General features: G+C 45.3%; 19 protein-coding genes, 1 tRNA gene and 1 pseudogene. 18 read left to right on the top strand and 3 right to left on the bottom strand.

Annotated features, from left to right (window positions below):
- Positions 1-93 precede the first annotated feature (93 nt).
- Positions 94-160: transfer RNA gene (locus tag AACR75_RS01955), tRNA-Gly, on the top strand.
- Positions 161-719: 559 nt separating this feature from the next.
- Here the strand turns inward: AACR75_RS01955 and queG are convergent.
- On the bottom strand, positions 720-1850 hold the full coding sequence (queG, locus tag AACR75_RS01950) for a tRNA epoxyqueuosine(34) reductase QueG (RefSeq protein ID WP_047688411.1): 1131 nt from the start codon (positions 1848-1850) through the stop codon (positions 720-722).
- Between the two features lie 220 nt (positions 1851-2070).
- On the opposite strand from queG, the gene tsaE reads away from it, so the two are divergent.
- From tsaE to AACR75_RS01905, 9 genes and pseudogenes are all read left to right on the top strand, one after another.
- Entirely contained in the window at positions 2071-2535 is a 465-nt protein-coding gene (tsaE, locus tag AACR75_RS01945) for a tRNA (adenosine(37)-N6)-threonylcarbamoyltransferase complex ATPase subunit type 1 TsaE (protein ID WP_047688409.1), read from the top strand.
- A 71-nt stretch (positions 2536-2606) separates the two neighbouring features.
- Positions 2607-4250, top strand: a pseudogene (locus AACR75_RS01940) (N-acetylmuramoyl-L-alanine amidase); the annotation flags it as partial.
- 2 nt (positions 4251-4252) lie between these two features.
- Positions 4253-6235 (top strand): DNA mismatch repair endonuclease MutL, encoded by a 1983-nt coding sequence (mutL, locus tag AACR75_RS01935; protein ID WP_081989687.1) that lies wholly within the window; start codon positions 4253-4255, stop codon positions 6233-6235.
- Positions 6236-6250: 15 nt separating this feature from the next.
- Positions 6251-7198, top strand: coding sequence for a tRNA (adenosine(37)-N6)-dimethylallyltransferase MiaA (gene miaA, locus AACR75_RS01930; protein ID WP_156117092.1), 948 nt, complete (start codon positions 6251-6253; stop codon positions 7196-7198).
- A gap of 181 nt (positions 7199-7379) precedes the next feature.
- Positions 7380-7646: an RNA chaperone Hfq gene (gene hfq / locus AACR75_RS01925; RefSeq protein ID WP_013857931.1), complete on the top strand. Its 267-nt coding sequence runs from the start codon at positions 7380-7382 to the stop codon at positions 7644-7646.
- 41 nt (positions 7647-7687) lie between these two features.
- Positions 7688-8977: a ribosome rescue GTPase HflX gene (hflX, locus tag AACR75_RS01920; protein ID WP_010318941.1), complete on the top strand. Its 1290-nt coding sequence runs from the start codon at positions 7688-7690 to the stop codon at positions 8975-8977.
- A gap of 45 nt (positions 8978-9022) precedes the next feature.
- Positions 9023-10216 (top strand): FtsH protease activity modulator HflK, encoded by a 1194-nt coding sequence (hflK, locus tag AACR75_RS01915; RefSeq protein WP_013857930.1) that lies wholly within the window; start codon positions 9023-9025, stop codon positions 10214-10216.
- A gap of 2 nt (positions 10217-10218) precedes the next feature.
- Positions 10219-11199, top strand: a complete 981-nt coding sequence (hflC, locus tag AACR75_RS01910) for a protease modulator HflC (protein WP_013857929.1) — start codon at positions 10219-10221, stop codon at positions 11197-11199.
- Positions 11200-11269: 70 nt separating this feature from the next.
- A complete protein-coding gene (locus tag AACR75_RS01905; protein WP_017043313.1) occupies positions 11270-11458 on the top strand; it encodes a DUF2065 domain-containing protein in 189 nt (62 codons plus the stop codon).
- Positions 11459-11522: 64 nt separating this feature from the next.
- Here the strand turns inward: AACR75_RS01905 and AACR75_RS01900 are convergent, their stop codons facing one another.
- Both AACR75_RS01900 and AACR75_RS01895 read right to left on the bottom strand, forming a co-directional pair.
- The gene (locus tag AACR75_RS01900) at positions 11523-11750 is read right to left on the bottom strand and encodes a SlyX family protein (protein ID WP_010318937.1); all 228 of its coding nucleotides are present in this window, start codon (positions 11748-11750) and stop codon (positions 11523-11525) included.
- 2 nt (positions 11751-11752) lie between these two features.
- The gene (locus AACR75_RS01895; protein ID WP_026027456.1) at positions 11753-12733 is read right to left on the bottom strand and encodes a WD40 repeat domain-containing protein; all 981 of its coding nucleotides are present in this window, start codon (positions 12731-12733) and stop codon (positions 11753-11755) included.
- 139 nt (positions 12734-12872) lie between these two features.
- Between AACR75_RS01895 and fkpA the strand changes: the two genes are divergently transcribed.
- From fkpA to fusA, 8 genes are all read left to right on the top strand, one after another.
- Positions 12873-13661: an FKBP-type peptidyl-prolyl cis-trans isomerase gene (fkpA, locus tag AACR75_RS01890; protein ID WP_010318935.1), complete on the top strand. Its 789-nt coding sequence runs from the start codon at positions 12873-12875 to the stop codon at positions 13659-13661.
- A gap of 185 nt (positions 13662-13846) precedes the next feature.
- Positions 13847-14566 carry a helix-turn-helix transcriptional regulator gene (locus AACR75_RS01885; RefSeq protein WP_013857924.1) on the top strand — a complete coding sequence of 240 codons (720 nt, stop codon included), beginning with the start codon at positions 13847-13849 and terminating at the stop codon, positions 14564-14566.
- Positions 14560-14964 carry a sulfurtransferase complex subunit TusD gene (tusD, locus tag AACR75_RS01880; protein ID WP_010318933.1) on the top strand — a complete coding sequence of 135 codons (405 nt, stop codon included), beginning with the start codon at positions 14560-14562 and terminating at the stop codon, positions 14962-14964. Before AACR75_RS01885 ends, tusD begins: the two co-directional genes overlap by 7 nt.
- On the top strand, positions 14961-15317 hold the full coding sequence (gene tusC, locus AACR75_RS01875) for a sulfurtransferase complex subunit TusC (RefSeq protein ID WP_047688398.1): 357 nt from the start codon (positions 14961-14963) through the stop codon (positions 15315-15317). The genes tusD and tusC overlap by 4 nt, the downstream gene beginning before the upstream one ends.
- A gap of 9 nt (positions 15318-15326) precedes the next feature.
- Complete coding sequence (gene tusB, locus AACR75_RS01870; protein WP_010318931.1) at positions 15327-15602, top strand: sulfurtransferase complex subunit TusB; 276 nt, start codon at positions 15327-15329, stop codon at positions 15600-15602.
- A 182-nt stretch (positions 15603-15784) separates the two neighbouring features.
- The gene (gene rpsL / locus AACR75_RS01865; protein WP_010318930.1) at positions 15785-16159 is read left to right on the top strand and encodes a 30S ribosomal protein S12; all 375 of its coding nucleotides are present in this window, start codon (positions 15785-15787) and stop codon (positions 16157-16159) included.
- Between the two features lie 96 nt (positions 16160-16255).
- Positions 16256-16726 (top strand): 30S ribosomal protein S7, encoded by a 471-nt coding sequence (rpsG, locus tag AACR75_RS01860; RefSeq protein WP_013857921.1) that lies wholly within the window; start codon positions 16256-16258, stop codon positions 16724-16726.
- Positions 16727-16801: 75 nt separating this feature from the next.
- Entirely contained in the window at positions 16802-18898 is a 2097-nt protein-coding gene (gene fusA, locus AACR75_RS01855) for an elongation factor G (protein ID WP_010318928.1), read from the top strand.
- The last annotated feature ends 204 nt before the right edge of the window (positions 18899-19102 follow it).

The raw sequence follows: 19102 nt of genomic DNA, 5'->3' as shown, positions 1-19102 counted from the left end.
TGGTAGCTCGTCGGGCTCATAACCCGAAGGTCGTCGGTTCAAATCCGGCCCCCGCAACCAAATTCAGATTAAGCGTGAATGCGATTAATCATTGCGACACTAGCTCAGTTGGTAGAGCGCAACCTTACCAAGGTTGAGGTAACGGTTATGTGTCGCTCCAGCTTCTTTCAGAGTATTCTCTGAACTCAAACCAGTATTTGGTTTATGCTCTTTCTTTAATGCTGTGAAGCATAACTCCCTAAAATAAAAATAATCTGCAGTTCTAAGCGGATTTATTGCCGTCTTGATAACTTACGTGCTGAATTTCAATACACAGGTTAGTCTCTGTAGAATCTGGCTTTTCGTCGCTATTTATTCTTATTCATTAACAGAGTTATCCACAAAAACTAATTGTGGATAAGTTGGTGTATAACGTGTTTTTAGTGAAGTGTTGGCAAGCGTCAGTGAAAGATCTTTTAATGCGGCTCTGTTCTCTAATCTTGCTGTCTTTCTGTGTAACTAATTGTTTTTAAATTGATTTTTGTTATTTTGTCACCATTAGGTCAACTAACTGTATGATCATTAATATCAAGATCTTTGATCCTTGTCATTAATTGCTGATGTGGCTAACTTTTCTCAATTATAGAAAACAGTGTCGTGTTTAAAATTTTGTCCACAAATTGGTATTTTGAGATACATATCAAAGTCTGTGTTCATTAGTTATGCAATTACCTCATTTTTTACGCATCACGCGGTAACCCTTTCTCGACAATTCGAATTAAGCGCTGCTGCTTCTTATTGCTAGAGCATGCACTCGCTGGCTCCGATGATTTTCGTTTTTGTTCTACTAGCGCCCAATGTATATGTTCGTCTAATAAATCAGACAAGCCTAACCTCGTGTTTAGCGCTGCGATAATGCGTTGTGAATATGGCGCGTTTCCTAAAGCGATGGAAAGATTACGCAACCATTGCTGGTGGCCAATTCGGCGAATAGCCGAACCTTCCATATAACGTAAGAAGGTGGCCTCATCCCAAGCAAACAGTTCAACTAAGTCTGGTTCATCCAGTGCTTGACGGCGATGAAAATCACTTTGTTGAGTGAGCTCGGAAAAGCGATTCCAAGGGCAGACCAACTGGCAATCATCACAGCCGTAAATGCGATTACCCATTGCCTTGCGAAACTCTTCAGCAATTACGCCATCATATTCTATGGTGAGGTAAGAGATGCATCGGCGAGCATCAACAACACCGTCTTCCACGATGGCTTGTGTAGGGCATGAGGTGATGCAGGCAGTGCATTTGCCACATTGATTACTGCTTGGTACATCGACTGGCAGCGGCAAATCAATCAGTAGTTCACCAAGAAAAAACCAAGAACCACTCTCTTTATCAAGGATAAGTGAATGCTTGCCAGTCCAACCAAGTCCAGCTTTTTGTGCTAAAGGCCGCTCTAGTATTGGGGCGGAGTCCACAAAAGGGCGATAACCGAGTGCCCCCACTTCTTGTTCAATCTTTTCGCCGAGTTTTTTGAGCTGGTTGCGTACCAGTTTATGGTAGTCACGCCCCAGAGCGTAGCGGCTGATATAAGCGTAATTGGGATTATTCAAATCACTGGCAAACCGAGCATCTGGGGGTAAGTAATTCATGCGTGCGCTGATCACACGGACGGTGCCGGGAAGGAGTTCATGTGGCCTAGCTCGCATCATGCCATGGCGCGCCATCCAGTCCATTTCACCGTGAAATCCAGCATCCAACCATTTCTGCAAAGCCTCTTCGTGCTCGCTGAGATCGATATCGCAGATCCCGACCTTTTCGAAGCCAAGTTCACGTGCCCAGATTTTAATTTTGTCTGCCAGTACTTGGTAGTCCATTATCGATGAGCTCGTTGCAAAAAGGGGCGAGGATCTTAACGGATCCTTTATTGAGGATCTAGGAAATGATCGTCTGTGATGTGGATTAAACTGACATAAAAAGCGAGTTTTTTCCTTTTACTTACAGAAGAGAGCTTGTCTCTCAATTCCAACCCAGTTTACTATTCGAGTTCTTTTGATTTTTATATAGTCAATTTTCGACACTTGAGAGCGGTAATTCATGAGTACTAAGATCTTTACCTTAAAAGACGAACAGCAAACGGTAAAATTAGGCGCAGCTTTGGCTAAGCGATGCTCTGCGCAAACCACGCTTTATTTGCATGGTGATCTCGGTGCTGGAAAAACAACCTTCAGCCGTGGCTTCATCCGCGCATTAGGCCATGTTGGCAACGTCAAGAGCCCGACTTATACCTTAGTTGAACCTTATCAACTAGCCGATTGGCAAGTATACCATTTTGATCTTTATCGCTTGGCCGATCCGGAAGAGTTGGAATTTATGGGTATTCGTGACTATTTCACACCGGATGCGATCTGCCTTGTTGAGTGGCCAGAAAAAGGCAACGGTCTACTTCCAACCGCAGATATTGATGTTGAGCTACGCTACGATGGCGAACAAAGGCAAGCTTTTCTGAGTGCAAACAGCCCCTATGGATCCTCATTGCTGAGTCAGTTGGAGTTATGTTGAACATCATCCATTTGTTACGAACGATAACTCTATCGCTTGCGGTTTGGGGCTGTGCTTTATTTACTTCAACGACGCACGCGAATGCATTAGAAGGCGTGCGCGTTTGGCCTTCTCCAGATGAAACTCGAGTGGTTATCGATCTCAAAACTGAAGCGGATTATAGCTATTTCACTTTAAGCAGCCCCGAGCGTTTGGTGGTTGATTTAAAAAACACCACGCTTAATACAAAATTGCCGCTTAAAGTCGCGGATAGTCCTGTTCTCAAGCAAATTCGTAATAGCTCGCCTCCGGAGAAAGGGACGTATCGCTTGGTGTTTGAGTTACAGCGCAAAGTGAACCCTCAGCCATTTAAACTTGCGCCAACGCCGGGTGGTCAGTATGGGCATCGTTTGGTGGTTGATTTACCCCACAATTTGGATAGTGATAAGGCGACAGTAAAACCGGCCAGCCAAACTAAAGTGAGCCGCGACGCTTCGCAGTTATTAGGAACCGAGGATATCGTGGTGGCTATTGATGCTGGTCATGGCGGAGAAGATCCCGGCTCGATTGGCCCGACCAAAAAATATGAAAAAAATGCCACCTTAAGTATCTCCAAGAAGATCGCAGATCAAATTAACGCCGTTCCAGGAATGAAGGCGGTCATGACACGCAGTGGCGATTACTTTGTCAATCTCAATAAACGTTCTGAAATTGCGCGCCGTAATAAGTCACACCTACTTGTCTCCATTCACGCCGATGCGTTTCATACCCCGCAACCCAGAGGGGGCTCGGTGTTTGTGTTAAATACCAAGCGTGCGAATACGGAAATAGCTCGCTGGGTTGAGAACCACGAACAGCAATCAGAACTGTTAGGTGGGGCTGGTGAAGTGCTGGCAAAAAACAATAGCGATCGAAACGTTAGCCAAACCTTGCTGGACTTGCAATTTAGTCACTCGCAAAAAGAGGGTTACAAGGTGGCAACTCATCTGCTAGGCGAAATGGGAAAAGTAGCCCACTTACATAAAGCAGAGCCAGTCAACGCAAGTTTGGCGGTACTTAAGTCGCCCGATATTCCTTCGGTGTTGGTTGAAACGGGTTTTATTTCTAACCCTACCGAGGAACAATTGCTATTTCAGCGCTCGCATCAAGATAAATTGGCTCGCGCATTGGCAACCGCCATCGTCAAGTATTTTGAAGAAAACCCACCCGAGGGCACTCTGTTTGCTAATCGCGGTAAGACGCAAAAGCACAAAGTGCAGCGTGGGGAATCACTCTCGGTTATCGCTAATAAATATGGCACTTCGACTCAAGCATTAATCGCAACCAACAAACTAAAAAATGCCAATTTGTCGATTGGTCAAATCTTAACGATTCCGGCCACGTCAGCTCCGATTCGCGTTCCTGTGGTCAGCAACCCAGTAGAAACGGAAATTGTTACGCATGTGGTGAAATCTGGCGAGTATTTGGGCAAGATAGCGAGCACGTATAAAGTGAGTGTGGATGCGATTAAACGCGAGAATAACTTGCGTTCAGACACCTTAACGCTGGGGCAGAAACTGAAGATAACGGTGAGTTTGAAGGATAAGCCGCTGCGTAAGCATAAAGTTGAAAAAGGCGAGTTTTTGAGCAAAATTGCCAGCCAATATCAAGTGAGTCTGAATAGTATTCGCCAAGTAAACCAACTTCGGTCTGATCAGCTCGCCATAGGGCAAGTGTTGATCATTCCCAATAAGTAGTAATGAGTATGACGATTAAGATTCTACCCGCACGTCTTGCTAACCAAATTGCCGCAGGTGAAGTGGTTGAAAGACCGGCTTCTGTCGTTAAAGAGCTGGTGGAGAATAGCTTGGATTCGGGCGCCTCTCGTATCGATATCGATATCGAAAAGGGAGGTGCGAAGCTTATTCGTGTGCGCGATAACGGACAAGGGATAGTAAAAGAGGAATTGGCGCTCGCTTTAAGCCGCCATGCAACTTCTAAAATTCACACCTTGGATGATTTAGAGGCGATCGTCAGCTTAGGTTTTCGTGGAGAAGCGCTCGCGAGTATTAGCTCAGTCTCTCGGCTTACATTGACGTCTCGTCCAGCCACGCAAGAACAAGCTTGGGCAGCATACAGTGAAGGTCGAGATATGGCGGTTAAGTTGCAGCCAACCGCACACCCGATTGGAACGTCTGTCGAAGTGCTCGATCTGTTCTTTAATACGCCCGCTCGGCGCAAATTTTTACGCACAGAGAAAACAGAATTTACTCACATTGATGAGCTACTAAAACGCATTGCTTTGAGCCGGTTTGATGTCACCATCAATGTGCGCCATAACGGCAAGATGGTACGTCAATATCGAGCGGCTAAAACGGCCGCTCAAGAGGAAAAAAGAATCGCGGCTGTGTGTGGCAACGCTTTTGTTCGCCATATGCTGAACATTGAGTTGGAACATCAAGGGCTTCGCTTGCATGGTTGGATAACGACTCCAGAAGGCGCGCGCCAGCAGAGTGATTTGCAATACTGCTACGTTAATGGGCGGATGATGCGTGACAAGCTGATTAATCATGCTATCCGGCAAAGTTATGAAACCAGCCTGAGAGGCGATCAGTTCGCCACTTATGTACTCTTCATTGAGCTCGATCCCCATCAAGTGGATGTGAATGTCCATCCCGCGAAACACGAGGTGCGTTTCCATCAAGCGCGATTAGTGCATGATTTTATCTATCAAGCACTCAGTAGTGCACTGGCTGAAAGCAAGCACATTGAGAAGCCGCAGCTCAAACCATCGGCTTTTCATCAGCCCGATGCGGAGACTGTGGATCGCATTGAGAATGACACTGCAATTGATAGTGTGTGCCAAGAAACTGAGGGGCATAACACCGTTCCAGAGCAAGTGTGGCAAGCGATTGACAACACTCCCGCTTATCCACGAAAAGCTGAGCGAGAAAGTACAACCGCGCACGGCATAGCTGAAACGCCAAAGCGTAGCCATTGGCAGCAAAACGGCTCTCCATCTTCTTCTCGGGCGAAAGCTGAGCGCCAGCCAACGGGCTCACCTTCGAGCGGGGAAGTGAAGCTCTATCAAGAGCTGATGGCAACTCAACCGCCAGCTTCAGCAGTCGAACTTTCTCCTATCGCACATCAAGATCAAGGTGAAATGCTGCAGCTCGAACAGTTGGGTAAAGCTATTGCGGTAATCAAAGGGCAGTACCTGTTAATGGGGTCCAAACAGGGCGTCGTATTGCTTTCTCTTATCAAAGGAGCATGGCTGAAAACTCGCGGCCAGTTGCATACCGAACAAGGCGGCTTGAAAAGCCAACCCTTACTCGTGCCGCTCTCCATCAAGCTCTCAGCACAAGAACATCAAGCGTTAGCGCATTGCCAGCCGATGTTGAATACGCTAGGGATTGAGCTTAAAGAACGTCATGGTTCAAGCATCATGGTGATGGGCGTACCTCAACCGTTGAGGCAACAAAACCTGCAAAACTTAATCCCAGATCTGCTATCTTACGTGTCCGCTAATTTTACGGCTGATGATGAACCTATTACGGTGGATCTTGTTGCCGATTGGCTGGCTGAACACATCACTGTGGTGAAAAGTGACTACACTTTGTCTGAAGCCATCCAAATGATTTCGGAACTTGAACAGCTTTGGCAAGGGCAACTTCCTCTTCATGATGCGAGTTTTGTCCGCCCCGTTGATTTTTCTACCACCATAGCGGCCTTGTTGGCATAACGAATTAAAAGAATGATGAATCAAACACAACCATTGGCTCTGTTTTTAATGGGCCCGACCGCATCAGGTAAAACAGATTTGGCGATTCGTTTGCGCCAAAAATACCCAGTGGAAATCATCAGTGTCGACTCGGCGCTGATCTACAAAGGCATGGATATTGGCACCGCCAAACCTAATGCACATGAACTGGCACTCGCACCTCATCGTCTGATCGATATTTTGGATCCAAGTGAAGCCTATTCGGCGGCGGATTTTCGTCGCGATGCATTACTTGCAATGCATGATATTACCGCGCAAGGTAAAATTCCTCTGCTCGTTGGGGGAACTATGTTGTATTACAAGGCTCTACTTGAAGGGCTTTCGCCACTTCCTGCGGCTAACCCTGAGATACGGCAACAAATTGAGCAAGAGGCTTTGGAGCATAGTTGGGGTCAGTTACACGATCAATTACAAACGATTGATCCGGTTTCGGCGGCAAGAATTCATCCCAATGATCCACAAAGATTGTCACGAGCATTGGAAGTTTACCGAATTTCAGGTAAAACTCTTACAGAGTTAACTCAAACGAAAGGAGAAAGCCTGCCATTTCGAGTTAAACAGTTTGCTATAGCTCCCAAGGAAAGGGCTGAGCTCCACCGTCGAATCGAACTCAGGTTTGAAAAGATGATCGAAGCTGGATTTGAAGAAGAAATGAAAGCACTTTATGCTCGAAACGATCTTCATCCGGATTTGCCATCGATTCGCTGTGTTGGTTATCGACAGATGTGGGACTATTTGGATGGGAATTGTACGTTAGAGGAAGCGGTATATCGTGGAATCTGTGCAACCCGTCAATTGGCCAAGCGTCAGATCACCTGGTTACGCAGCTGGGATGATTTAACTTGGTTAGATAGCGAAAACATTGATCATGCAGTAGAAACTCTCTCAAATGCCATAGCATCTGATGGAGTTAGCTGTGTATAATGTGATCGCTTTTGCGTGATGTACCCTGTAAAGGATCCGTTACTTGATATTTGGCATTATCGCCGTCATAACAAGTAGCAACGGGGTTTTTATTCATTTAGCTCAGATGCAAAGGCCGCACCAATAATGCAGTGCACCACTAGCTAAATAACTACAACAAAATACAAATAAGGAAAATAAAATGGCTAAGGGGCAATCTCTACAAGACCCATTCTTAAATGCACTACGTCGTGAGCGCATTCCAGTATCCATCTACCTTGTGAACGGAATTAAGCTTCAAGGTCAGATTGAATCCTTTGATCAATTTGTGATCTTACTGAAAAACACAGTCAATCAAATGGTGTATAAGCATGCGATTTCAACGGTTGTTCCTGCACGTGCAGTGAGCCACCATACTGCTGAGCCACGCACTGGGTCTGATCGTCCATCAGACAAATCAGAAGAGTAATTCTCTGATTAGTATTATTTACTTACAAAGGAGTTGGTTGCTTGTTTGACCGTTACGAAGCCGGTGAGCGAGCGGTACTTGTTCATATCAACTTCACGCAAAAGGGTGAGTGGGATGATCTCAGCGAGTGTGAAATGCTGGTTTCTTCTGCTGGAGTGTCGACACTGCAAATTATTACTGGCAGCCGTCAAACTCCACACCCTAAATATTATGTCGGTGAGGGCAAAGCCCAAGAGATAGCGCATGCGGTTCAACTTGTTGAAGCGGATGTGGTGATCTTCAACCACGCCCTTTCTCCTGCCCAAGAACGTAATCTTGAACAACTATGCCAATGTCGAGTGATTGACCGTACCGGCCTCATCCTCGATATTTTTGCCCAACGAGCACGAACCCATGAAGGGAAGTTGCAAGTAGAGCTGGCACAATTGCGCCACATCTCTACGCGATTAATTCGTGGTTGGACGCACCTTGAGCGACAAAAAGGCGGTATAGGCTTACGTGGACCTGGTGAAACGCAGCTAGAAACCGACAGACGTTTATTGCGTGAACGTATTAAAGCGATATTACGCCGCTTAGAGAAAGTCGCTAAGCAGCGAGAACAAGGACGCCGAGCTCGAAATCGAGCTGAGATTCCCACCATATCGCTAGTGGGTTATACCAATGCGGGGAAATCAACGTTATTTAATCGCATTACTGAAGCTGGGGTTTATGCAGCCGATCAACTGTTTGCAACCCTAGATCCTACCTTGCGGAAAATCGAATTGGCGGACGTTGGTACTGCCGTTCTCGCTGACACCGTAGGATTTATTCGTCATCTGCCGCACGATTTAGTTGCAGCATTTAAAGCCACGTTACAAGAAACTCAAGAAGCTGACATTTTGTTACATGTTGTTGATGCCAGTGATGAGCGTTTTCGTGAGAATATCAAAGCCGTCCATGATGTATTAGAAGAGATTGACGCCCATGAGGTGCCAACGCTTGTCGTCATGAACAAGATCGATAATCTAGAAGGCCAACAACCTCGCATCGAAAAAGATGATGAGGGAATACCGAGAACCGTGTGGTTATCAGCCATGGATGGACAAGGTATTGATCTGCTTTTCGAAGCATTGACAGAGCGATTAGCGAGTCAAGTCATTCAATATCAATTGTGTATTCCACCACTGCACCAAGGTCGCATTCGTAGTGCATTTTCACAAATGAAATGTATTCAACAAGAAGAATATGATCCAGATGGTAATTTGTTGATTAACATTCGTATGCAGCAAGTTGATTGGTTTAGACTAGAAAAAAGAGAAGAAGCAGTTTTGCGTGACTTTATAGTTACTTAAAGGACTGCTACAGTATAACGTCATATCAAATGATGGAGCTTTCTAATGGCGTGGAATGAGCCCGGTAATAACAACGGCAACAATGGCCGCGATAATGACCCTTGGGGTAATAATCGTGGTGACAAAAATAAAGGTGGCCGTGATCAAGGACCGCCAGATTTGGATGAGGTTTTCAATAAACTGAGCCAGAAACTGGGCGGACGATTTGGTAAGAAAGGCGGTAAAGGCCCTTCATTCTCTGGTGGTAGCGCAATTGGCTTTGGAGTCATTGCAGCAATCGCAGTTGCGGTGTGGTTCTTTTCTGGTTTCTATACGATTGGTGAAGCTGAGCGTGGCGTCGTGCTGCGTTTAGGTAAGTATGATCGCATCGTTGATCCAGGTTTGAACTGGCGTCCTCGCTTTGTTGATGAAGTGACGGCCGTTAACGTACAAGCGATTCGCTCACTACGTGCATCGGGTTTGATGCTAACCAAAGATGAAAACGTGGTCACTGTTGGCATGGATGTACAATATCGCGTGTCTGATCCATACAAGTACTTGTATCGTGTGACTAATGCTGACGATAGCTTACGCCAAGCAACTGACTCAGCATTACGTGCCGTGGTTGGTGATTCTTTGATGGACAGTATCTTAACCAGTGGCCGTCAGCAAATTCGTCAAAGTACCCAAACGACCTTGAATCAAATCATTGATAGCTATGATATGGGCTTAATGATTGTCGATGTCAACTTCCAGTCGGCTCGTCCGCCAGAGCAAGTGAAAGATGCGTTCGATGATGCGATTGCGGCGCGAGAAGATGAAGAGCGTTTCATTCGTGAATCTGAAGCGTATAAGAACGAAATTCTGCCTAAAGCAACAGGCCGAGCAGAACGTTTGAAGAAAGAAGCGCAAGGTTATACAGAACGCACGATTAACGAAGCATTGGGTCAAGTGGCACAGTTTGAAAAACTGCTCCCTGAGTATCAAGCCGCGCCAGATGTGACACGTAATCGTCTCTACCTAGATACCATGGAAGAAGTGTATTCAAACACATCTAAAGTGCTGATTGATTCAGAATCCAGTGGCAATATGCTTTATCTACCGTTGGATCGAATTACAGGCCAAGACAGTAAGAATGACACCAAACGTCAAGATAAATCATCATCAACCTATGATCAGATAGAGCTTGATTCACCAACCAGCAGTGATACAGGTAATACACCGTCTCGCTCTAGCAATACACGTCAAGGGAGATACTAGTAATGCGTAAGTTAATGATCCCAGTATTAGTGATTGCACTGGTATTGATGTTGATGTCGCTGTTTGTGATTCCTGAAGGTGAGCGCGGTATCGTTGTCCGTTTCGGTCGTATTTTGAAAGATAACAATGAAATTGCTCGAATCTACGAACCGGGTTTGCATTTTAAAATGCCACTGTTTGATCGAGTAAGAACGTTAGATGCGCGCATCCAAACAATGGATGGCCGCTCTGACCGTTTCGTGACTTCAGAGAAAAAAGATGTGATCATCGATACCTATGTCAAATGGCGTATTGAAGACTTTGGTCAATACTACTTGGCAACGGGTGGTGGCAATGCATTGACGGCACAAGCACTGTTAGAGCGTAAAGTGACAGACATTCTTCGTTCTGAAATCGGTTCTCGTGAAATCAAACAAATTGTTTCAGGCCCACGTAATAAAGATGTCTTGCCGGAAAGTGCTGATGATGAAGTCGTCACGACTGAGGCTGCGAAACAAGCATTGGAAATCGATGGTCAGCGTGACCAAGTGATGGAAAATGTGTTGGAAGATACACGTAAAGGCGCACTGAAAGATTTAGGCGTCAGAGTGGTTGATTTCCGTATTAAGAAAATCAACCTCCCAGATGAGATCAGTGAGTCTATCTATCGTCGTATGCGTGCTGAACGTGAGTCAGTAGCTCGTAAACACCGCTCTCAAGGTCGTGAAAAAGCCGAAGTCATTCGTGCTCAAGCTGAACTTGAAGTGGCGACTATCTTAGCGGAAGCGGATAAAACGGCTCGCGTAACTCGCGGTGATGCTGATGCTAAAGCAGCGAAGATTTACTCAGATGTGTACAGTAAAGATCCTGAGTTTTACGGGTTCTTACGTTCGCTGAAAGCCTATGAGAAATCATTTAGCGAGAAGAGTGATATCTTGGTGCTTGATCCTAAGAGTGATTTCTTCAAGTACATGAATAACACTAAAGGTTTGACAACGAAATAATTGACCGTTGTTTATTCAAAGGCTCCTTCAGGGAGCCTTTGTCGTTTATGGCTTTAAGAGAGAAGGCACTATGTCGAATTCAATCTGGCTTGCTGTGGGGCTGGTGTTAATTGCAGAAGGTATTGGACCGTTAATCGCCCCTAATGGCTGGAGAAAGATGGTGGCAGAGCTCAGCCAGCAGCCCGATCATCAACTGCGCCGCATCGGTGGTTGTCTCGTCGTTGCAGGAGGCATCATTGCGTACTACTTCGCACGATAGTGATGTACAATAGCGCGGTAACCGATTTATTATTATCAGTTTATCACTATCAGTATCATCACTATCAATAGTGAGGTGGTGGAGTCTCTTCTGATGGATCCGCTAAATGTGAGGCATCCATATTTTTGACTTTACCAGCCACATATTTCATTTGGTCTTGCATTTTCGTCAGCATGAGCTGCTGTGTTGATAATGCTTGATTGAGTTCATCAATGGTTTGTTCTTGGAAAGCAAGTTGGCATTCCAAGTCACTAACACGCTGTTCTAATTGCTGAATATACTTATCGTTCATAACTAATCGTCGAGTTTCCAAGCTTGAGCAATACCTGCAGAGCTTCCGGTAATAATTCGTTGCTGATGATCAAAGGCCGCATCATACACCACCGCAGTGGGTGGGCGAGCATCTTTTAGCGGTTCTACTTCGAATCCTTGCTGTTTTTTACCACTTTGAGTATCCCAAACCGCGACTTGGCTTGAAGGATTCCCTGTCACAAGCAACCTGCCATCATCGGAAAAACGCGCCGTAGAGAAAATCAATTGTCGTGAAAAACTGCGCAATTTCGCCTGTTCCTTACCCGAGGAGAGATCCCAAATAATGGATTGATTACCACCATCGGAGGTAAAGGCTAATTTGCCCTCTCGCTGCAAGGCGACTCGATTCACCCGCTGCTCATGTTCAAACGATCGTAAAATTTGCCCACTTTGCGTATCCCAAAGGTAGGCAAAATAATCATTACCTCCCGTCAGAGCAAAGCGGCCATTGGGCGATAGGGCGACAGAATTCACTTTTTCTCGATGAGCAAGGAACTCTAGTCGACGTCCAGTGACTAAATCGACGTAAATCGCTTTACCATTGGATAAACCGAGCAGAACTTGTTTCCCGTTATTGGCAATGTCAATGTCTCGGATCAGCCCATCGGAGATGGACCACAAACCTTGAGCTTGTGTCCAACCTAAGTCCCATACGGCAAAGTTAATTTGGCTAGCGGTCACGGCAAAACGGCCATTATCGGAGAGTCGAATATGAGAAACGGTATTGGCTTGTGGGTCTTGAGGTCCCAATTCAGCTAAGGTTTTGTTTTGTTCAAGATCCCATAGAACGAGTTGTCTTTGTTTGGAATAGAGTAGCGCAAAACGACCATCGCGGCTTAAACCGAAACTGGTCGAACCGTTTGGTTCTATATCCCAACGTTGTACATCGCTGTTAGAGAAAAAACAGCCATTTAACATCAAGATGACAATGCAACCTAGGATTGAATGAGAAATTATTCGCATCAAGTCTAATTATCCGCTTTGAGTGTAAAGACAATCTATCAACATATCGCTATATTGGTACAACTCTGTTTAGCGCACCAGTTTTTCACCGAAATTTGTGCGTAATAACAAAAGGTTTGCCTACAAATTGGAGAAATAAATGAAATCATTGTTTAAAGTGTCACTGCTTGCGGCAACCGTCATGCTTGCAGTTGGCTGCCAGAAAGATGAAGCCCCGAAAACTGAAGCAGCACCTGCAGCAGAACAAGTACAAACGGAAGCGGGAAAAACGGTTCACTTTAAAACAGAAGATGACAAAGCGGCTTACGCGATTGGCGTCTCTTTTGCAAATTACCTCAGCACCAGCATTGAAAAACCAGCCGAAATTGGTATCAATCTGAATAAAGATCTGGTTCTAAAAGGGATTGAACATGTCTTCGCGGGCAATGCTGAGTTGAGTGAAGAAGAGACACGCGCAGCGCTAGAAGCTCTAGATAAACGCGTTTCTGAAACCATGCAAGCGAAAGCCGCTGAAAAAGCGGCTGCTGCTGAAAAAGCTGGTGACGAATTCCGCGCTGAATTTGAAAAACAAGATGGCGTAAAGAAAACTGAATCTGGTTTACTGTACCAAGTACTGACGCCAGCAAAAGGTGAGTCACCAAAAGAGACCGATACTGTTCAAGTGCATTACAAAGGGACACTGGCTGACGGTACTCAATTTGATAGCTCGTATGATCGTGGTGAGCCAGCGACATTCCCACTCAATCGGGTTATTCCTGGTTGGACAGAAGGTGTGCAACTGATGCAAGTGGGAGCAAAATACAAGTTTGTTATCCCGCCGCAACTGGCTTACGGTGAGCAAGACACACCGACTATTCCAGCAAACTCAACACTTGTGTTTGAAGTGGAGTTGCTAAAAATTGATAACGGTAGCGATGCGGCTAAATAATATCAGCCATTGTTGAACCGTTGTAACCAGCTCAAAGGCCTGATGAATCAGGCCTTTTCTGTCTCTAACGACTCACTAATTAGTTGTCCTAAATCACTTGTTAGTGACTTAACAGAGTTTTCGATTAAAATTTTCTGATAAACTTACGTCAATTTGTTGATTTTTCGCTCTAAGGCTAGATAACAGTGACAACGACAGAAACTCTAAACGCGGATATGTTGCTTGAAATGGAATCCGTGCACGTGATGCCATTTAGTGATCACGATAAAATCATTCTTCGATCTTATGAAGCTGTGGTTGACGGTATCGCCAGCCTGATTGGTCCTTTTTGTGAGATCGTTCTGCACTCATTGGAAGATCTCAATACCTCGGCGATTAAAATTGCCAATGGTGAAAACACGGGACGTCAAGTGGGTTCCCCGATCACTGATCTTGCACTGCGTATGCTGAAAGATATTGAAGGATCGGAGCGTAACTTCTCACGATCGTATTTCTCTCGCGCCAAGGGTGGCGTGTTGATGAAATCGATTACGGTCGCGATTCGTAATGGTGATAACCGAGTCATTGGCTTACTTTGTATCAACGTTAATTTAGATGCTCCGTTCTCACAAGTTCTGCAATCATTCATGCCGACTCAGGAAGCTCAGGAAGCCGCCTCATCGGTTAACTTTGCCAGTGATGTAGAAGAGCTGGTGGATCAGACGGTAGAGCGTACCATCGAAGAGATCAACGCCGATAAATCAGTGTCTAACAATACCAAGAACCGTCAGATCGTGATGGAGCTGTACGACAAAGGCATTTTTGACATCAAAGATGCGATTAACCGCGTAGCTGATCGGCTCAATATCTCTAAACATACTGTCTATCTCTACATTCGCCAACGCAAGACCGGAGATGAATGTTAGTGGAGCCAGTATTGAGTTACACATTATTGGTCAATGGCTCAGTGTATGGCACACAGGCAGCGCGTAGTGCTTATCTGTTTGCCTGTGCATTGCTAGAAAAAGGGCATTCACTCAAGCAAGTATTTTTTTATCAAGATGGTGTTTTCAATGGCTCTGCGATCACCGCGCCTGCGAACGATGAGTTTGATCTTGTGAAAGCATGGCAGAAGCTGTCTACTGAACACCATGTACGCTTAGAAACCTGTGTTGCTGCAGCGTTACGTCGTGGCATTATCAGTGAAAATGAAGCTCAGCAACACCAGCTCACGGCGCATAATTTGGCACAAGGTTTTGCACAAACTGGGTTAGGAAGCTTAGCTGAAGCGTTATTAACTCAAGATCGAGTGGTACAGTTTTGAAAAAAATCGGTTTTGTTTTTCATTCTTCGCCTCATTCTAGTTCGGCTGGAAGAGAAGGGCTGGATGCTGTACTGGCAGCCTCTGCCTATTGTGATGCGATCTCGCTCTTTTTTGTTGGGCTTGGCGTGGCGCAAATCGTCGCCAACCAATCACCGCAACAACTGCTTAGCCGTGATTACATCAGTGCGTTTAAACTGCTTGAGTTATACGATATTGAACACCTTTATCTGTGTGAGCAAAGCGTTGAAGAGTTGGGGTTAGCATCGGCTCAATGGGTCATTGATGTTGAAAAAAAATCGCCTCAGCAAATCGCTCAGTTACTTCACGAGTGCGATCAAGTACTAACTTTCTAAGGTGTACCTATGCTGCATATTGTAAAAGACACGGCAAAACTGGCCTTAGCGCAGCGTTATTGTTTGGCTGAGGATAGTATTATCTTGGTTGAAGAAGCAGTTTATATGAGTAACCCTAGTGCGGGCTCTTTTTTACTACTCAACGATCTGAACAGGGTTTATGTCTTACTTGAGGATCTCTGCGCGCGTGGGGTGCAGGATCTCTGCTCAGTACAAATTACCAAAGTGGATTTCTCTGGTTTGGTTGAACTTACTACTAACCATGAAAAATCAATCACTTGGTAGATTTTCTTATCACTATTACCCCTCTATTACCCACCCTTTACTTATGGTGGTTAAAAAAGATCTGTATATTTCTTGACACACCTCTCACTGCTGCATAGAATTTTGCGTCCCTATTTGTACTAAGTGCACTAGGGACTAGATTTTTCACAAAGCTTACTTTAAGTAAATTCAGGAGCTAGTTAATGGCAACTATTAACCAGTTGGTCCGCAATCCTCGTGTAAAGCAAGTTGTTAAAAGCAACGTGCCAGCACTAGAAGCGTGCCCACAAAAACGTGGTGTATGTACACGTGTTTACACTACTACACCTAAAAAACCTAACTCAGCACTTCGTAAAGTATGTCGTGTTCGTCTAACGAACGGCTTCGAAGTGACTTCGTACATCGGCGGTGAAGGTCACAACCTTCAAGAGCACTCAGTTGTTCTTATCCGTGGCGGTCGTGTAAAAGACCTTCCAGGTGTGCGTTACCACACAATCCGTGGTGCACTTGACTGTGCAGGCGTAAACGACCGTAAACAAGCTCGTTCTAAATACGGTGTGAAACGTCCTAAATCTTAATGGATTTCCGTTAAGTAAGGCCAAACACTAAATTATTTAATTTTTGAAGAAACTGAAAAGTTTTGGATAACCTGAAAAAGACAACGGAGAATATCCATGCCACGTCGTCGCGTTATTGGTCAGCGTAAGATCCTTCCAGATCCAAAGTTCAAGTCTGAACTGCTGGCAAAATTCGTTAACATTCTTATGGTTGACGGTAAAAAATCTACTGCAGAGAAAATTGTTTACACTGCACTAGACACTATGGCTGAGAAATCTGGCAAAGGTCACTTAGCTGTATTTGAAGAAGCTCTTGAAAACGTACGTCCAGCGGTCGAAGTTAAATCTCGCCGCGTGGGTGGTTCAACTTACCAAGTGCCAGTAGAAGTACGTCCGGTTCGCCGTAACGCACTTGCTATGCGTTGGGTAGTTGATGCTGCGCGTAAGCGTGGTGAAAAATCTATGGCTGCTCGCCTAGCTGCTGAAATGCTAGACGCGTCAGAAAATAAAGGTACTGCTGTTAAGAAACGTGAAGACGTTCACCGTATGGCAGAAGCGAACAAAGCATTCGCTCATTACCGCTGGTAATACCTTCTGTGCTGCGAGGTTCTCTCGCAGCACATTTTCATACTCTAAGGATTACCTTAGTAAGAGGATACAATCGTGGCTCGGAAAACTCCTATTGAGCGCTACCGCAACATCGGTATCTGTGCTCACGTAGATGCAGGTAAAACAACCACTACTGAGCGTATTCTGTTCTACACTGGCCTTTCTCACAAAATCGGCGAAGTTCACGATGGTGCTGCAACCATGGACTGGATGGAGCAGGAGCAAGAACGTGGTATCACTATCACTTCTGCTGCTACGACAACCTTCTGGCGTGGTATGGAAGCACAGTTCCAAGATCATCGCGTAAACATCATTGATACCCCAGGACACGTTGACTTTACAATTGAAGTAGAGCGTTCACTTCGTGTGCTTGATGGTGCAGTGGTTGTATTCTGTGGCTCATCTGGTGTTGAACCCCAGTCTGAAACTGTATGGCGTCAAGCTGACAAATACGGTGTTCCTCGCATGGTGTTCGTTAACAAAATGGACCGTGCTGGCGCAGACTTTTTACGCGTTGTAAACCAAATTAAACATCGTCTTGGTGCGACTCCTGTTCCTATTCAATTAAATATTGGTGCGGAAGAAGAGTTCAAAGGTGTCATCGACCTTATCAAGATGAAAGCCATCAACTGGAATGAAGCCGATCAAGGCATGACGTTTACTTACGAAGACATTCCAGAAGATATGCTTGAGTTGGCCGAAGAATGGCACAACAACCTAGTAGAAGCGGCAGCGGAAGCTAGTGAAGAGTTAATGGAAAAGTATCTTGAAGACGGCGAGCTGACAGAAGCGGAAATCAAACAAGCGCTACGGACTCGTACCATTAACAATGAAATCGTATTGGCCACTTGTGGTAGTGCCTTTAAAAATAAAGGCGTACAAGCGGTATTGGATGCGGTTGTTGAATATTTGCCTTCACCGGTAGATGTACCAGCCATTAAAGGCGTGGATGAAAACGAGAACGAAGTAGAACGTCACGCTGACGACAACGAACCTTTCTCGGCACTTGCATTTAAGATTGCCACTGACCCATTTGTTGGGACATTGACTTTCATGCGTGTTTACTCTGGTGTGGTGAACTCTGGCGATGCCGTTTACAACTCAGTGAAACAGAAAAAAGAACGTTTTGGTCGTATCGTACAGATGCATGCCAACAAACGTGAAGAGATTAAAGAAGTTCGTGCTGGCGATATTGCGGCTGCGATCGGCTTAAAAGATGTCACGACAGGCGATACGCTGTGTAACCCAGACCACAAAGTGGTTCTTGAGCGCATGGAATTCCCTGAGCCAGTGATTCAAATTGCGGTAGAGCCTCGCTCTAAAGCTGACCAAGAAAAAATGGGTATTGCGCTAGGTAAACTGGCGGCAGAAGACCCATCTTTCCGTGTCGAAACCGATAAGGAAACAGGTCAAACGTTGATCTCTGGTATGGGTGAGCTTCACCTAGACATCATTGTTGATCGCATGAAGCGTGAGTTCAGTGTGGACTGTAACGTTGGTAAACCACAAGTGGCTTATCGCGAAACTATCCGTGGAAAAGCGGAAGTAGAAGGCAAGTTCGTTCGTCAATCTGGTGGTCGTGGTCAATATGGTCACGTTTGGCTTAAGATTGAACCTGCGGAACTCGGCGAAGGCTTTGTCTTTGTCGACGAAATCGTTGGTGGTGTGATTCCTAAGGAATACATCAGCTCGGTTGCAAAAGGTATCGAAGAGCAAATGAACAACGGTGTGTTAGCTGGTTATCCGATTCTGGATGTGAAAGCGACATTATTCGATGGTTCATATCATGATGTCGACTCAAGCGAGATGGCGTTTAAGATTGCTGGTTCGATGGCGTTCAAGAAAGGTGCTTTAGAAGCGCAGCCTGTTCTTCTTGAACCAATGATGAAAGTTGAAGTAACTACTCCAGAAGATTGGATGGGTGATGTTGTGGGTGACTTAAACCGTCGTCGCGGCATGATTGAAGGTATGGATGAAGGCCATGCAGGCCTTAAGATTATCCATGCTAGAGTCCCTCTATCGGAAATGTTTGGTTATGCAACAGACTTACGGTCTGCCACTCAGGGTCGCGCCTCTTACTCCATGGAGTTTGCAGAGTACGCTGATGTGCCAAAAAATGTTGCAGAAGCAATCATTGCAGAACGTGGTTAACTGTTATTTGTTTAATAACGAATCTATTGCGCTGATGAGAGTTGGCGCATAAAATAGCAATTTCTGGCGCGTCTTGAGCTATATGTGACTCAAGACGAATCATAACTAGGAAGGAACACGATCGTGTCTAAAGCAAAATTTGAACGTACGAAACCGCACGTAAACGTTGGTACTATCGGCCACGTTGACCACGGTAAAACAACT

Source organism: Vibrio sp. ZOR0018, assembly GCF_963865925.1.
Classification (GTDB): Bacteria; Pseudomonadota; Gammaproteobacteria; order Enterobacterales; family Vibrionaceae; genus Vibrio; species Vibrio anguillarum.
This window is presented reverse-complemented; position numbering and strand designations above follow the sequence as displayed.

Excerpts from the sequence above, each read along its gene's own strand:
- queG (WP_047688411.1), bottom strand. The coding sequence starts at position 1,850 with ATGGACTACCAAGTACTGGCAGACAAAATTAAAATCTGGGCACGTGAA.
- tsaE (WP_047688409.1), top strand. The coding sequence starts at position 2,071 with ATGAGTACTAAGATCTTTACCTTAAAAGACGAACAGCAAACGGTAAAA.
- mutL (WP_081989687.1), top strand. The coding sequence starts at position 4,253 with ATGAGTATGACGATTAAGATTCTACCCGCACGTCTTGCTAACCAAATT.
- miaA (WP_156117092.1), top strand. The coding sequence starts at position 6,251 with ATGAATCAAACACAACCATTGGCTCTGTTTTTAATGGGCCCGACCGCA.
- hfq (WP_013857931.1), top strand. The coding sequence starts at position 7,380 with ATGGCTAAGGGGCAATCTCTACAAGACCCATTCTTAAATGCACTACGT.
- hflK (WP_013857930.1), top strand. The coding sequence starts at position 9,023 with ATGGCGTGGAATGAGCCCGGTAATAACAACGGCAACAATGGCCGCGAT.
- hflC (WP_013857929.1), top strand. The coding sequence starts at position 10,219 with ATGCGTAAGTTAATGATCCCAGTATTAGTGATTGCACTGGTATTGATG.
- AACR75_RS01905 (WP_017043313.1), top strand. The coding sequence starts at position 11,270 with ATGTCGAATTCAATCTGGCTTGCTGTGGGGCTGGTGTTAATTGCAGAA.
- AACR75_RS01900 (WP_010318937.1), bottom strand. The coding sequence starts at position 11,750 with ATGAACGATAAGTATATTCAGCAATTAGAACAGCGTGTTAGTGACTTG.
- AACR75_RS01895 (WP_026027456.1), bottom strand. The coding sequence starts at position 12,733 with ATGCGAATAATTTCTCATTCAATCCTAGGTTGCATTGTCATCTTGATG.
- fkpA (WP_010318935.1), top strand. The coding sequence starts at position 12,873 with ATGAAATCATTGTTTAAAGTGTCACTGCTTGCGGCAACCGTCATGCTT.
- tusD (WP_010318933.1), top strand. The coding sequence starts at position 14,560 with ATGTTAGTGGAGCCAGTATTGAGTTACACATTATTGGTCAATGGCTCA.
- tusB (WP_010318931.1), top strand. The coding sequence starts at position 15,327 with ATGCTGCATATTGTAAAAGACACGGCAAAACTGGCCTTAGCGCAGCGT.
- rpsL (WP_010318930.1), top strand. The coding sequence starts at position 15,785 with ATGGCAACTATTAACCAGTTGGTCCGCAATCCTCGTGTAAAGCAAGTT.
- rpsG (WP_013857921.1), top strand. The coding sequence starts at position 16,256 with ATGCCACGTCGTCGCGTTATTGGTCAGCGTAAGATCCTTCCAGATCCA.